The organism is Oceanicoccus sp. KOV_DT_Chl, assembly GCF_900120175.1.
Taxonomy (GTDB): Bacteria; Pseudomonadota; Gammaproteobacteria; order Pseudomonadales; family Dasaniaceae; genus Oceanicoccus.
Genome location: NZ_FQLF01000002.1, coordinates 2,016,788 through 2,030,928 on the forward strand (window position 1 = coordinate 2,016,788; position 14,141 = coordinate 2,030,928).

Here is a 14,141-nt window from a genome sequence, read left to right on the forward strand (position 1 = left end):
AGTATGCGTTTAGATAAATATTTATTTGTCCTGGTATTGTTGTGCTCAATGGAGCTTGCGGTTGGTGAGCAATTTATTTCGCAGCAAATCACCACTGAAAATAGGCATTTACTACCTGAAGGTGGCATGGACGCCATCGGTGGTGTGGATGATTGGTTATTAAGCAACGGGACCATTTGTGCGGTAGTGTCAGCAGCACATCATCCTGCGTATTTATCGAGCTACGGTGGCGCACTGGTTGATCTTTGGCACTGTGATAAAGCCAATGATCAATGGGTGGTGCAGCATGATATACATAATCTGCGCAAAGAAAAAATTGCGCAGGTTGAATCAATAAGCGCGCTTCAAGCTAAAGACTTCGCCACAGTAACAGTGAATACCGTAATGGACGGTGTGGCGATGAGTACAGAATATCGGCTGCAAGCAGATAAGCCTTCCAGTTTATTGATCCATCAGAGTTTGCAGCGGCAAGCGACCGGGGATGCTTTGACGATGATGGCATCAATGATCATGCACCCACGTGGCGCGCTTAAACCGTTTACCCTCGATACCGTAACGGGAGAATACTCTTTAGGTTTTCAGCAGCCTGCAGTTGATACCAGTCGAGTAGGGGATATTTTGTCGGCGGTTTCTGCAGCTGATTTGCAGGTTTTGGTGGGTACGAATAGGGGGGTACAGGGTATAAGTTATGGTTTGCGGTTTAATGCCGCTAACCGGGTTGATCAAGCAGGTAATAAGCAGGCGCTAAAACGGTTTTTAATTGCTAGCGATACGTTCACGATGCAAGGGTATTTTCCGCAACCCTTCTATAGTTTTTCGAATAAACCCTCGTGGCTGGATTTTCTCATTAGTCAATTTTTCGATATAGAGAGAGAGGAAATTATTGAGGTCGAGCGAGAAATTATTGTCGGCGCCGCGGCTGATGTCGCGGCGGTTACCAATCAAATATATCAGGGCCGTTGGATTGAAGGTGTGCTGGATACTGGCACTGCGGCAATTGAAATTCAGGATGCTGAGGGGCGACCGCTAAGCTTTACCCGTACCGATAACAGCGGAAAATTTCGACTTAAGTTGCCTGAAGATACCGGTGCTCATAGGATTAAGACGATTACCCCTTGGGCGATTAAAAATCATCAATTGCGTTCTACAGAGTCCAATCCGGGTGAAATTAAAACTGGCGCTGTAGCGCGTATCCATTTACCTCGCGGTAAAGCCATGAACATAATCTTTAAGGGTTTGGAGGAGACAGCTGATCCCGTATTGATGAATGAGCTGACCGGGATGACAGTTGGTGGCGAGCCATTTCTCACCGGTGCTGAGAGTAATCGGATAAGTCTGGCCGGTATCGACAGTGATATTCGGGAGGTGTTAGTGGCGCCGGGAAAATACCGTGTCATTGCCGGTAGAGGGATAGAGTATAACTTGCAAGAACGTGTTCTGGATTTGAACGCAGATGATCTCTATGAGCTGGATTTTAAAATGCCGCGTCGAGTCGTTGATACGGCAGGTTTAATTGCAGCGGATTTACATGTGCATAGTGGTATCAGTATGGATTCCAGTTTATCGCCTAGGCAAAGAGTGATTGATTTTGTCGCGCAAGGTGGCGAAGTGATGGTAACGACAGAACATAACATCAGTTATGACCTGCAGCCGGTTATCAAGCAGCTGCAACTGGAAAAAGAAGTGGTTGCGATTGCCGGCGTTGAATTAACAGGTATGGCCAGGAGCACGGCTGCGCCAACCACTATCGGCCATTCCAATGTGTTTCCGGTAAATGTCGATGCGGATGCATTTATGGGTGGCACGTTAGCGTTTGAAGGCAAACGTCTGGGAGATGTCATTAGTCTATATAAGCAACGCTTTCCAGATAGTTTATTTCAATTAAATCACCCTCGATCAAAAGCCTATGATAGTGATACTGCATTTTTAAATCATTTATCCATTGGCGAGAGCTATGACAATAAACAATCCTTGCACGACGCACCGAATCATTCTTTATTACAGCAACATGATAACAACGGTACTTATAGAGATATTGATTTTGATGCAATTGAGTTACTCAATGGAGAAGAGATCGAACAATATTATCTTATAAGAGAGGATTGGTTTTCATTTTTACGGCAAGGTTTTTTTAAAGTCGGCACCGCCAATAGTGATTCCCACTTTAGTCATCAACTAGTGGCTTTGCCGAGAAATTACATCAAGGCGGATGATAAAGAGTTAGTGAATATAAACGTGCCCAATTTTATTTCGGCGCTTCGAGCAGGTAATGTCTTTGGTACCACAGGTCCAATTATAGATGTGAGTGTTAATGGTGTATCGCCTGGTGGTACTGTTATTGCGCAAGCGGCCACTTTGCTAGTAGCTGCTGAATCCGCAGAATGGGTAAACATAGATACGTTGAAAGTATTTATTAACGGCGAACACTCTCACACGTTAGCTATAGCAAACGGGGATACAGTCACTCTGAATTTAGAATTTACTCGTGATAGCTTTGTCACTGTAGAGGTGAGTGGTAAAGCGGAAGAACCTTATACGCTGGTGGCACCTGGATTTATCCCTTTGGCTTTTTCTAACCCGGTGTTTATTGATGTGGCTGGCGACGGCTATGTTCCGGTTTCCTTGCTGGAAGAGAAGTCGAAATAGCAGCGGCCCGGGAGGTCAATGATGAATGTTTTTTCAAAAGAGATATTGCAGAACAAGGTAGCGTTGATCACAGGCGGGGCCACCGGTATTGGTTTACAGATTGCACACACTCTGGCTGCACATGGCGCCAGCGTTTTTATCTGTAGCCGCAAAGAGCCGGTGTTGCAACGTGCAGTTGAAGAATTGCTTGCAGCGGGCTTCGAGGCTGCATATGGCGTTTGTGATATCCGCCAAGCCGATCAGGTGGAGTGTGTTATAGAGCAGTTACTGAATCACTACGGGCGATTGGATTTCGTCATTAATAATGCAGCGGGTAATTTTCCGGCGCCTATTAGCGGGATTTCGTATAACGGCTTCAAATCGGTTGTCGATATCGATTTGCTAGGCACCTATAACGTTACTAAAGCCAGCTTTGAGCGTTACTTAAAGGCCAACGGTGGGAGTATTGTCAATATCAGTGCGCCATTTCAGCAAGGCGGTGCAGCTTATCAATCCCATGTGGCTGCAGCCAAGGCCGGTGTTGATTCATTAACACGTAGCAGTGCGGTAGAGTTCGGTCCTTACGGTATTCGGGTCAATGCAGTCGCTCCGGGAGCTACTGCTGATACTGAAGGTATGCAGCGATTCACCCGCGAGGTTGACGCAATGGAAGTGAACAACCCGCTGGGCGCTGTGGGGCATAAAAGTGATATTGCTAATGCGGTGTTGTTTTTGCTCAGTGATGCCGCCAGCTATATAACCGGGCAGGTATTAGTAGTCGATGGCGGTGCCAGCATTGACCTCTTTAAGCTCGGTAAAATTAACGGCTAGGTACAGCTACTTAGGTATTAAAATCAGCCTCATAGGTAGAAGTACCTAACAGATATCGCCATTACGAAGCCCATTATTTGAACCCCATCGCAGCTTGCTGACTTCTGTAAAAGCAGTTCACAAAATCTATTTTCTTCGCTCGTTTAATTTTTAAATCTCTTTATTATCGCTTCCCAAGTTGAGGGACTTATTAGCGCCGCCCGGATCGCGGTTTTCATATCTAAACGAGGGTAAGGTCATGAAAGCTGTTTTAAAGAATGTTTTAGCATTAGTTTTTTTGCAGATGTTTGTTATGTCTGCTTATGCGGTAAATGTTGAGGATTATCGCTCCTATACTGCAGATGTTGCGGCGAAAAAATTTGAAGGTTTTTTGTCCTGGAGTATGAGTAACAGAAATGTGCAACGCTATGACATAAGCTATCAAATGAATGTGAGTGAAGAGTCAGATACTTGTGGTATGAATACTCCGCAGCAGGTATCGATCACCAGCCCTGAACAAGTAATCAGTTTGATTAATAATATGCCAATTGCTGAGGTGCGGTTTGATGTTACCGCTTTTGATGACCAGGGTTCAGGTAGCAAATGGTTGGTGTTAATCAACAAAACTATTGATTCACCAATTGCAACTTCAGGTTTTTCTCGCGACTTTAGCGATCTTAGTTACGATACTGCTAAGTCAAGAATGGTAGATGGTGTTCTAGGCTGGTATCAGAATAATAGAGATGTTGAACAATATGAAATTACTTATCTTGATGTAAATTCAGGTGCTGAAAAAACAGTAGTAATAAATACCAATACTGAGTTAAGCGCAGTCATGGATCAGTTGAGTGCAGGTAATTACAAATTCATCGTCGATACTGTTTTTACTTCTGGGGTTGTAGCTACTCGTGAGCTGGCTTTTAACAAACTGGCCTCAGACCTGCCACAATCTAAATCATTGCAAATCGCCTGGAGTGCACCAACTACTCGCGAGAACGGTACTGAATTAAAAGCGGGTGATATTGCTGGCTACGAGGTTTACTACACGGCAATGAGTAATAGCAATGCTTTGGCTGATGAGTTGATTGCTATAGAGGGTAATCAAACAAGCTTTCAGTTAACGGACTTAAATGCCGGTGAATATCACTTCGCTATCGCCACCATCGATAATACTGGTTTGAAAAGCAATATTTCTGAAGTGGTAACCGTTACGATTAACTAATACGATAATTGAAACATTCTAAAACCCCGGTCAGGTTAGCCTAGCCGGGGTTTTTTTATTTTAACGAGGCGCAATCATATCTTCCCACAGTTTATCAACTTGCACCCTTAACTCTTCAAAGTTCCTATCTTTAGCATGTGCCATGCTCATCAAGGTACGGCGAAAAACCGCCCAGCCCAAACTTAAGGCAAAGCCACTAGCAAGTAATACCGAGGCTTCAACGCCGTTATAAATTTCATTGTTTTGTTGACGCTTTTCCAATTGTTTTAACGTGGTGGCGATATAGGGACTGGGAATACTGTTGAGAATCATATCCTGCCCTTCCAATGCTGCAAAAGTCATTAAGCGCCACAGTTGCTCGTCTTGCATGACTGCTCTAATGGACGTTTCCAGCATGGCTTCACCATCGGTGGCTGCAGTCTCATCGAAAATGCCCAGACGATTAAAGCGCTCTTCAAAAACGGCTTTGATCAAGGTTTCTTTATCACCAAAATGCCGGAACAATAAAGAGTGATTAACGCCCGCTTCTTCGGCTAAGTCGCGAACAGAAACAGAAGCCATGCCGCGCTGGGAAAATAAAGTAATGCCAGCTTCGATTAGCGCCTGTTTGACTTGCTCTTTGCCTCGGGGAGTTGCACTCACGGGTTTATTCCTGCTGCTTAAAGTAAATAGGGGTTAACCATAATGCCACCATCGACAATTAACGGATGGCCGGTAATAAACGAGGCACGATCGGAACATAGATAAGCGGCGGCATCGGCAATTTCTTCGGGTTTCCCCAGCCGTCGCATGGCGTGAGTCCCCTCGACTTTTTCTCTGGCACCGGGGACTTTGTCTAAATAATTGGCCATGCCGCGGGTTAAAATGCCGCCGGGACAAATGGCATTCACGCGAATATTTTGTTGCGCATATTCGCCGGCAGCGGTTTGTGTTAAACCAATCACGCCGGCTTTAGCGGCGGCATAAGGCGCTTGAAATACTTCACCCTGAATACCCGCCAGCGAAGAAATATTGACAATGGCACCGCCACCGGTTTTTAACATGGCGGGGATTTGATATTTCATACACAGCCAAACGCCTTTTAAGGTGACGGCTTGTGTTAGGTCCCAGTGCTGTTCTTCGGTGTCAGCGGTTAACGCAAAACTGGCACTGCGAGCAGCGTTGTTAACGGCGCAGTCGAGGCGACCAAAGTGGGTGATACAATCAGCCACCATTTTTTTTATTGAATCATGTTGGGAAACATCGGCAGCAATAAAAATAGCCTCGCCCCCTTCTTTATTAATGGCATCGGCGGTGGCCTGTCCCAATTCAATTTGTCGATCAACGACGGCCACCTTCGCGCCGTCTTTAGCAAACATCAGGGCTGTGGCTTGGCCTATACCTTCTCCGGCACCGGTAATTAGCGCTACTTTATCAGCTAATAACATACTGTGATTCCTTGTTAGGTGTGACTGGAATTTTTAGGTTGCCATTCCGGCAGAAGTTGATATTTCAAACAGTGTTTTTGCGCGCTGATCGTCTGCCCCTGAAATTGCTCAGCGTCAGCAGCGGTGGCAAGCCAGGCAATGACTGCCGCGGGTACCGTGGGTGGGGCGCCGCCAAACATCTCGGCGCGGTCATCAACCAGCCCTTTTTCCAGCATGTTCTCGGTGACGATAAAACCCGGCTCGACATTGAAGAAATGTATGCCCGAATTTTTATGCTCGACATGTAAACAACCCACCATGCGCATAAAAGCAGCTTTGGAGGAAGAATAGGCAAAGCCCCAGCCACCTTTTTCGGGGTGGCTGGCGGATCCATCATGCCGGATGCGGACACCATATTGATAATGCAGCCGCTGTGCCGCTCGAGCATGTGTGGCAGGCAATGTTGTATCAGTTGCATCTGCGAATAAATATTGCCTTGATATATGGTTTGCATGATATCCGCAGTCAGTGTGGCTACCGGGGCCATCAGTCCGGGACCTTGGTAAATGCCGTTGTTGAGGAGCAGATCAATATGGCCAAAGTGATCAATGGCCTGTTCGTAGGCGGCGGTAATGGAGTCGGTATCCAGCAAATCCATGCGAATCGGCAAGGCCTTGCGGCCCAGCGCCTGCACCTCTGCTGCGGTGGCGTTGAGGCTACCGGTGACGGCGCTGGTATCGGATTGAAACGCGCCGCGTTCATGTTGCTCGCCATCATGCAGGGTGCGGGCGGTGATCACCACGTCAAACCCCTGTTTGGCCAAAGCCAGTGTGGCTTGCTTGCCAATACCGCGGCTGGCGCCGGTGATAAAGGCGACTTTGTTGTGATTGCTTGTGGTTTTTTGATGCATGGAATTGCTCCTGTTTCGTTCCATGTGGAGTGCAGGTGCTTGTCTCTGATAATGAGTATACGCCGGATAATTAAATTTGTAACCACTTGGTTGCAAATAGGCTGAGGCTTGGTTACTGTGTCGTTTGATCTATTTGTCAGGAGCTTTGCCATGAATTCCCCGATTCACCTTGAAAAAAAATCTGGCTATGCGGTGATTACCCTCAATCGTCCCGAGTCGATGAATGCGTTGTCGCGACAGTTGCGAGAGCAATTTGTAGTGGCGTTTCGCGATTGCCATCAAGATGACGCGATTCGAGCCATCGTGGTCACTGGCAGTGGTAAGGCATTCTGTGCAGGCTTTGATTTAAAAGAAATGGCCAGTGGTGAGCAGAGCAATGTGGCGGAAGCTTCCGAGAATGAAATGACTGCGGTGATGGACGCATTTGACGGCCCCATTATCGCTGCAGTTAATGGCCATGCGATCACCGGTGGTTTTGAATTAGCGCTGGCCTGCGATGTGATAATTGCCTCCACCCAAGCCAAATTTGCCGATACCCATGCCCGGGTCGGCATCCTTCCCGGGTGGGGTTTAAGTCAGCGCTTGCCGCGTTTAATCGGCTTGTCGCGGGCCAAAGAATTATCTCTCACCGGTAATAGCATTGACGCCCAGCAGGCGCTGGCCTGGGGTTTGGTAAATCGCGTCACCGAACCGGAACAATTAATGGCGCAGGCTGAGCAGTTAGCACTAGATATGTGCAGCTGTGTGCCGGCCATTGTGACCCAGTATAAAAAGCTGATCGATGACGGTTATAGTATGCCGCTAAAGGAGGCTTTGGCATATGAGGCCGCGCTGGGGATGGAGTCGGCAAAAGCCGCCAGTGCAGCCATGATTGCGATGCGCCGCGAGCAAGTCATTGCGAGGGGGCGTGACCAAAGCGAATAAATTTTTTTAACGTTATACCAATAATTTGCGCATTAACAATAGTACCCATAAGGATGCAGTGATGTTTAAAGTCTACGCCACCACCCCAGAAACCATGAACCCTGCGGACATTATTGCCCATGCTCGCCGCGCTGAAGCGATGGGTTATGACGGCTTAAATGTTCCCGATGCGGTGCATGACGGTTTTTTGTTATCCGCTATGGCGTTAAATGCGACCACCACCTTAAAAGTGGGTACCGGTGTGTTGGTGGCCTTTCCACGCAGCCCGATGCAAGTAGCAGTGGCCGCATGGGATTTACAGCAGTTGTCTAACGGTCGCTTCGAGTTGGGGCTGGGCACCCAGGTAAAGGGCAATATTGAAAAACGTTACAGCACTAAATGGACTGCACCGGTGCCGAGAATGCGTGAGTATATTGGTTCATTGCGCGCTATTTTTGATAGTTTTCAAAACGGCACAAAATTAAATTTTATCGGTGAGCATTATCAATTTACCAAGTTGCAGCCATTTTTTAATCCTGGACCCATTGAGCATCCGCAGTTACCCATTTATATGGGGGCGGTAGGGCCATTGATGACAGCGCTAGCCGGTGAAGTATCAGATGGCATGATTACCCATCCGACTAACACTCCACCGCGTTATATGCGTGAAGTCGCTCTGCCGCGATTGCAAAAAGGCGCGGATAAAGCGGGGCGGAGTTTAGCTGATGTAAATATCATTTTGAGTGCGTTGGTTGCTACCGGTAAAGATGATGCGACCGTCGCTGCCGAAAAAGAAAAGCAGCGCAATTTATTAGGCTTTTTATATTCGACACCATCCTATTGGCCGAGTCTGGAATTATTTGGCTGGCAACATAAAGGTGAACAATTATTGCAAATGACTCGTGAAGGAAACTGGCAAGATATGCCAGCAATTATTGATGATGACATGCTGGAACAATTTGTTCCTATTGGGCGTTACGATGAGATAGTTGGGATTATGCAGCAGCGTTATAGCGGTCTTTCCACCATGATCAATTTCCCATTGCCTGATGATCCTGCCGATGATGTGCTAGCAGAAAAAGCCATTGCTGCATTAAAGGCCTGACAAGGAATTTTCATGCCAAAAATAGATATTACGTTTCCCGCGCAGGTATTATTTAGCACTGATATAACTGTCCATGACAGTTATATTAATCGCGGCAATCACGTCGGTAATAGTCGCTATGTGGATTTGTGCAATGAGGCTACGTTGCGATTTTTTCGCAGTCGCAATACAGCGGAATATACGATTGCTAATCAGGTGCTATTAAATAGTGGTTTCTCCGTGCAATTAAAAACGGAAGCTAAATACGCCGATGTGCTAACAGTGGAACTGGGAGTAGATAATTTTCATCGCTGCGGTTGTGATTTTATCTATAAGATAGAGAATAAAAACAGTGACCGCGTGATAGCGCTGGCAAGTTTGTCCTTTTTAAGTTTTGATTATCAGCTGGGAAAGGTGGTTGACGCATCCGCGGCCTTCAGGGATTTTTTTAAGGTGCATAGCTAATGGCCGCCAAAGCCGCAGTAGAAAAATTAATTCAAAGCTTTCAATTAGAAAAAATTGCTGCCGATCATTATCAAGGCCGTTCTGATGAAAGTTTTATTGAGCGAATCTATGGTGGGCAAGTGGTGGCGCAGGCGGTGAGTGCCAGCCAGCATTCGATAACAAATAATTTTCAGTTACATTCTTTCCACAGTCACTTTTTACGCCCGGGTAATCCTAAAAAACCGGTTGACTACAAGGTGGAAGCATTGCGTGATGGTCGCAGTTTTTCCACTCGCAGAATTACTGCGTTACAAGCGGATAAGGCGATATTTTTGGCAACTTTGTCTTATCAGGTCGAAGAGGAGGGCTATGACTATCAGGCGCAAATGCCAGCTGTGGCAAATCCAGAACAACTAATCACAGATCGGGAGCTGTTTAAAGCGGTATTACCTGATTCTGGCTATGGCTGGCCGATTGAATTCCGGCAGTGTGATCCTATGGATTTTAGTGACCCTCAAGCGAAATCGGCCAGTGCCTATGTGTGGTTTAAGGCCGCCGCAGAGGTAGGGGATGATCCGCACTTAAACCAGCAGTTACTCGCCTATGCCTCGGATAACCCCATTTTGTCAGCAGTGTTACGTCCTTTAGGATTTACTCCTTTTAGCCCAACGGTTGCCACCGCGACTTTAGATCACAGTATTTGGTATCATCGCCCCTTTCGTATCGATGATTGGCTGCTGTACGAAATTCACGGCGAGTCGGTCAGTGCGGGTCGCGGTATCAGTCGCGGCAAAATTTTTAATCAGCGTGGCGAATTAGTGGCTAGTGCTATGCAAGAAGGTTTGGTGCGTCGGGTCTGATTAACTGCAACTAACTGCGCTAGCTCAAATCAAAAATAACACAGTGAGAAATACATGGCAGGGGTGGGCTTACTCGCATTAATCGATGATATCGCGACATTGCTGGATGATGTGGCGATACTCACCAAAGTCGCTGCGAAGAAAACGGCGGGGTGTTAGGCGATGACCTGGCGCTGAATGCGGAGCAGGTTTCAGGTGTGCGGGCGAATCGGGAACTGCCCGTGGTGTGGGCCGTCGCCAAGGGCTCAGCTTTAAACAAGTTGATTTTAGTACCGGCCGCCTTATTGCTGAGCGCATTGACTCCCTGGGTCATTATGCCCTTGCTGATGCTGGGTGGCGCATATCTATGCTACGAGGGCTTTGAAAAAGTCCTGCACAAAATATTCACTCCTGACGATGTTAGTGAGCATGCAAAAAAACTGGACATCCTAAGCTTGCCGAAAGCCGAGATCCTCAAATTTGAAAAAACCAAAATCAAAGGCGCGATCCGAACCGATTTTATTCTCTCCGCCGAAATTATTGTAATTGCGTTAGGCTCAGCTAAAGACGCGCCCTTTAATCAGCAAGTATGGGTAGTTACTTTAATTGCGATAGCGGTGACGGTAGGCGTATACGGTTTAGTCGCGGCGATTGTAAAACTCGATGATGTGGGTTTTTATTTTTTAAAGGCGAAAGTGGATAGTACATTTGTCGGTGTAAAACATGCGTTGGGTAGAGGTATATTATTATTCTGTCCGCTGTTAATGAAAACGCTGGCAATTGTGGGTACTGCCGCGATGTTTTTAGTCGGTGGCGGGATTTTAGTGCACGGTATCCCGCATTCCCATGAGCTTATTGTTGCGGTCAGCCAACAGGCGGCAACGTTAGAGGCAGTGGGTAGCATAGCTGCAGCGCTAACGCCGACGCTATTAAATGCGTTAGGCGGTATGCTGGCAGGCGGTTTGGTATTTGTGGTGGTTGCCGCAATCCAGAAAATAGTCGGCACCCGAACTACTGCTGATGAATAAAAAATAGTATATTGCACGTCGATAAGGCCTTGAGCAATCGATCCAACTGACTAGTAGATAACCTTTCCATGCGCACTTTTGTTTTGCGAGCCCGAGCCGCCCCCACCGACAGTCAGCAGTTATTAGCGGCGGTGGGTCAGGATGCGCATACCGAAATTTTGGCGCATACCTTGATGAATGCCATCTTTGTGGCACAGTCCCATCGCCCGGATGTAGTTGTGCATCTGATATTGGAAAGCACTCAGGATTATTCCCGTACCATCACGTTTACTTCCAATGAATTGCGCGATATCGGTGGCTTTCACGAGCAGGCCTTACTCAATAAAATTGCCAGAGCGCTGGATTTATCAAAGGGGCTAAGCAAAGAAGAGTACAGGACTGTAGAGCCCGGCATTGCCGTTCGCACCATCAGCTTTGAAAAACTGGTCGCTGAGCTGGCTAATGATCACCAGCTCTATATGATGGACAAAAAAGGTGCGGCTATTCGAGAACAACAATTTTCAGATAAGCCCTGTTTTTTATTAACTGATCATATCCCCATGCCCAAAAAAAGCTTCAACAGTTTAAAGCGCTTGGGAACAGAAAAAATCAGCGTGGGCCCTACCATGCTATTTGCGTCCCAGTGTGTGGTATTGATACATAATGAGCTGGATCTTTGCTGATCTACTAATGGTTATACCCTTCAACAGATAACGACTTATGTCCACATTAAGTAGCGACGAAACATTAACCACTTTCATCAATATACTGAAAGACGCTATCAGCAGGCAACGTCTGGAAAGGTTGTTGCTCAGTAAATACCGCGGTGACGAAAAAGACTTACAAAGAATCACCATTCGGTTGATTAACTTACGCCAGCAATTAACACTGTCCTTTGTGTATAGCTATAAAACCCGGGACATTACTAAAAATTATAGCCCCGACGAAGCCTTGAGTTTGGTCAGCGAGTTAATGAGTAGTGACTTTAAAAGCGCGCATTTATCAACCGCTTCTGAAACTATACAACTGGAAATTTCCAAGAAGGGAAAAGTGTCGCTACACACGCATAAAGCTTCTGTGAGCAGTGACCATCAAGGTACGAAAAGTGCCGATCATAACCGCCACAAAAAACGCTTCGTTGATATCAACAGACCATTCCTGACCGCCTTGGGGGTTACTGATAAACAGCAGCAATTAATTCCATCCATGTCGAAAAAATGGAAACAGATCAATAAGTTTATAGAAGTATTTAGTCAGGCGCTTGAAAATTCCGGGTTGAACACAGAGCAAGCATTAAACGTAGTTGATTTTGGTTCAGGTAAAGGTTATCTCACCTTTGCTATCCACGACTATTTAGCCAATGAATTACAGAATTCAGCCGCAGTGACCGGGGTAGAGTTGCGCGCCAACCTTGCAGAGCTTTGTAATAATATTGCCAATACCTTGGATCATGGCGGCTTACAGTTTGTCTGCGGTGATGTGCAAACCCATGCCCCGCAACATACCGATGTCATGATTGCCCTGCATGCTTGTGATACGGCTACCGACTATGCCATTCACTACGGTATTCGTGCCCAGGCTTCTATTATTATGTGCTCGCCTTGTTGCCATAAACAAATACGCCCACAAATGGCCAGTCCATCGCTGTTGCAACCGATGTTGAAGTACGGTGTACACTTAGGGCAGCAGGCGGAAATGGTGACCGATTCGCTGCGGGCATTATTGCTGGAGGCCAATGGCTACACTACCAAGGTGTTTGAATTTATCAGTTTGGAACATACCAATAAAAATAAAATGATTTTGGCGGTAAAAAATAAACAGTCCACTGATACCGAAGCTGTGTTGCAACAAATTGCGGAGATAAAAACTTTTTATGGTATTGAGCAGCATTGTCTGGAAACCTTATTGGAAAGTAGTGCTGAATAAGAGTGTGTCACCATTTAGACTTAATAGGAAGTAATAGTAAATTAAACACCGTACAGGAGATTATTATGCCGATTAAGCCAAGGTTTATTAGTGGAAAAAACTACACTGGTATACGCACAGTATTTTTTAGCCTGCCTTTTATAGTGCTGTTAATAGCCTGTACAGAAAGTGATAAAACTAGTGTCAGCGCTGCATCGCTTTGTACCAATGAGTGGTTTCAGTCAGTTGAAAAAAGCGTGGTTAGTGGAGATGGGCAGGGCCATGGTCCCGACGTGGGTTCGGATGAATGGAAATCAGTGGTGGAATTTAAATTAGGTCTGCGTGGTGATGCTTCCCTGCCGGCACGAGCGAGTTCAGAGTGGTGTAGCTATATTGACCAGCGCATTCAATCGCGTCTCACTTCAGCTTCGCCATCTTTCGTTTGTAATGGTGTTAGGGAAGGTAGTATTGAAGCACTGGTCTGCGCAGATGAAACGTTAGCGGCACTCGACCGCAGTCTGGCTCAGGTCTATGCAGCAGCCACTGCAAAAGCAGGCAATGAACAGCCGCCGGTATTGAAAGCCGAACAACGAGGCTGGATTAAAGGACGCAACGATTGCTGGAAAGCAGAGGATAAAAACCAGTGTATTACTACCGAATATCAACATCGCATCGCTGAACTGCAAGCACGTTATAGATTAGTGGCGAGTAACGGCCCCTACCGTTTTAGCTGTGACAACAATCCCGCTAAAGAAGTGGTGGTAACGTATTTTGAAACCGTGCCGGCGACCTTAATTGCAGAGCATGGTGACAGTGTTTCCTTAATGTATCGGCAACCGGCTGCCAGTGGCAGTTTCTATCAAGGCGGTAATGAAAGTTTCCGGGAGCATCAGGGTGAAGCGCAAATAGTTTGGGGCTATCAAGCACCAGTAATGCGCTGCCAGTTATAAATAGTTTGAAAAATGTGTGGTACAGGAAATAACCAT

Annotated in this window: 13 protein-coding genes and 1 pseudogene; 11 read left to right on the top strand and 3 right to left on the bottom strand. The window is 46.5% G+C overall.

Annotated features, from left to right (window positions below):
- The first annotated feature begins 3 nt into the window (after positions 1-3).
- The 3 genes from UNITIG_RS13285 (at position 4) to UNITIG_RS13295 (ending at position 4,657) form a co-directional block, all read left to right on the top strand.
- A complete protein-coding gene (locus UNITIG_RS13285; protein ID WP_101758814.1) occupies positions 4-2,646 on the top strand; it encodes a CehA/McbA family metallohydrolase in 2,643 nt (880 codons plus the stop codon).
- A gap of 18 nt (positions 2,647-2,664) precedes the next feature.
- A complete protein-coding gene (locus tag UNITIG_RS13290) occupies positions 2,665-3,456 on the top strand; it encodes an SDR family oxidoreductase (RefSeq protein ID WP_101758815.1) in 792 nt (263 codons plus the stop codon).
- 238 nt (positions 3,457-3,694) lie between these two features.
- Positions 3,695-4,657 (top strand): fibronectin type III domain-containing protein, encoded by a 963-nt coding sequence (locus UNITIG_RS13295; protein WP_101758816.1) that lies wholly within the window; start codon positions 3,695-3,697, stop codon positions 4,655-4,657.
- A 60-nt stretch (positions 4,658-4,717) separates the two neighbouring features.
- Here the strand turns inward: UNITIG_RS13295 and UNITIG_RS13300 are convergent, their stop codons facing one another.
- From UNITIG_RS13300 to UNITIG_RS25620, 3 genes are all read right to left on the bottom strand, one after another.
- Positions 4,718-5,299, bottom strand: a complete 582-nt coding sequence (locus tag UNITIG_RS13300; protein WP_101758817.1) for a TetR/AcrR family transcriptional regulator — start codon at positions 5,297-5,299, stop codon at positions 4,718-4,720.
- A 17-nt stretch (positions 5,300-5,316) separates the two neighbouring features.
- On the bottom strand, positions 5,317-6,084 hold the full coding sequence (locus tag UNITIG_RS13305; protein ID WP_101758818.1) for an SDR family NAD(P)-dependent oxidoreductase: 768 nt from the start codon (positions 6,082-6,084) through the stop codon (positions 5,317-5,319).
- Between the two features lie 64 nt (positions 6,085-6,148).
- Positions 6,149-6,997 (bottom strand): SDR family NAD(P)-dependent oxidoreductase, encoded by an 849-nt coding sequence (locus UNITIG_RS25620; RefSeq protein WP_101758819.1) that lies wholly within the window; start codon positions 6,995-6,997, stop codon positions 6,149-6,151.
- Positions 6,998-7,123: 126 nt separating this feature from the next.
- On the opposite strand from UNITIG_RS25620, the gene UNITIG_RS13315 reads away from it, so the two are divergent.
- The 8 genes and pseudogenes from UNITIG_RS13315 to UNITIG_RS13350 all read left to right on the top strand — a co-directional run bounded on the left by UNITIG_RS13315 (position 7,124) and on the right by UNITIG_RS13350 (position 14,105).
- Positions 7,124-7,897, top strand: coding sequence for an enoyl-CoA hydratase (locus UNITIG_RS13315; protein WP_101758820.1), 774 nt, complete (start codon positions 7,124-7,126; stop codon positions 7,895-7,897).
- A 61-nt stretch (positions 7,898-7,958) separates the two neighbouring features.
- Positions 7,959-8,981, top strand: coding sequence for a TIGR03617 family F420-dependent LLM class oxidoreductase (locus UNITIG_RS13320; RefSeq protein ID WP_101758821.1), 1,023 nt, complete (start codon positions 7,959-7,961; stop codon positions 8,979-8,981).
- A gap of 12 nt (positions 8,982-8,993) precedes the next feature.
- Positions 8,994-9,425, top strand: coding sequence for a thioesterase family protein (locus UNITIG_RS13325; RefSeq protein WP_101758822.1), 432 nt, complete (start codon positions 8,994-8,996; stop codon positions 9,423-9,425).
- Positions 9,425-10,264: an acyl-CoA thioesterase II gene (locus UNITIG_RS13330; RefSeq protein WP_101758823.1), complete on the top strand. Its 840-nt coding sequence runs from the start codon at positions 9,425-9,427 to the stop codon at positions 10,262-10,264. The genes UNITIG_RS13325 and UNITIG_RS13330 overlap by 1 nt, the downstream gene beginning before the upstream one ends.
- Positions 10,265-10,318: 54 nt before the next feature.
- A pseudogene (locus UNITIG_RS13335) lies at positions 10,319-11,271 on the top strand (DUF808 domain-containing protein).
- A 68-nt stretch (positions 11,272-11,339) separates the two neighbouring features.
- Complete coding sequence (trmY, locus tag UNITIG_RS13340) at positions 11,340-11,933, top strand: tRNA (pseudouridine(54)-N(1))-methyltransferase TrmY (protein WP_101758824.1); 594 nt, start codon at positions 11,340-11,342, stop codon at positions 11,931-11,933.
- A gap of 37 nt (positions 11,934-11,970) precedes the next feature.
- The gene (locus tag UNITIG_RS13345; RefSeq protein ID WP_101758825.1) at positions 11,971-13,176 is read left to right on the top strand and encodes an SAM-dependent methyltransferase; all 1,206 of its coding nucleotides are present in this window, start codon (positions 11,971-11,973) and stop codon (positions 13,174-13,176) included.
- A gap of 65 nt (positions 13,177-13,241) precedes the next feature.
- Positions 13,242-14,105 carry an MliC family protein gene (locus tag UNITIG_RS13350; RefSeq protein WP_101758826.1) on the top strand — a complete coding sequence of 288 codons (864 nt, stop codon included), beginning with the start codon at positions 13,242-13,244 and terminating at the stop codon, positions 14,103-14,105.
- Positions 14,106-14,141: the final 36 nt, after the last annotated feature.

Bases quoted from the DNA above. Each gene is read 5' to 3' on its own strand.
- UNITIG_RS13285 (WP_101758814.1), top strand. From the start codon at position 4: ATGCGTTTAGATAAATATTTATTTGTCCTGGTATTGTTGTGCTCAATG.
- UNITIG_RS13290 (WP_101758815.1), top strand. From the start codon at position 2,665: ATGATGAATGTTTTTTCAAAAGAGATATTGCAGAACAAGGTAGCGTTG.
- UNITIG_RS13295 (WP_101758816.1), top strand. From the start codon at position 3,695: ATGAAAGCTGTTTTAAAGAATGTTTTAGCATTAGTTTTTTTGCAGATG.
- UNITIG_RS13305 (WP_101758818.1), bottom strand. From the start codon at position 6,084: ATGTTATTAGCTGATAAAGTAGCGCTAATTACCGGTGCCGGAGAAGGT.
- UNITIG_RS25620 (WP_101758819.1), bottom strand. From the start codon at position 6,997: ATGGAACGAAACAGGAGCAATTCCATGCATCAAAAAACCACAAGCAAT.
- UNITIG_RS13315 (WP_101758820.1), top strand. From the start codon at position 7,124: ATGAATTCCCCGATTCACCTTGAAAAAAAATCTGGCTATGCGGTGATT.
- UNITIG_RS13320 (WP_101758821.1), top strand. From the start codon at position 7,959: ATGTTTAAAGTCTACGCCACCACCCCAGAAACCATGAACCCTGCGGAC.
- UNITIG_RS13325 (WP_101758822.1), top strand. From the start codon at position 8,994: ATGCCAAAAATAGATATTACGTTTCCCGCGCAGGTATTATTTAGCACT.
- UNITIG_RS13330 (WP_101758823.1), top strand. From the start codon at position 9,425: ATGGCCGCCAAAGCCGCAGTAGAAAAATTAATTCAAAGCTTTCAATTA.
- trmY (WP_101758824.1), top strand. From the start codon at position 11,340: ATGCGCACTTTTGTTTTGCGAGCCCGAGCCGCCCCCACCGACAGTCAG.
- UNITIG_RS13345 (WP_101758825.1), top strand. From the start codon at position 11,971: ATGTCCACATTAAGTAGCGACGAAACATTAACCACTTTCATCAATATA.
- UNITIG_RS13350 (WP_101758826.1), top strand. From the start codon at position 13,242: ATGCCGATTAAGCCAAGGTTTATTAGTGGAAAAAACTACACTGGTATA.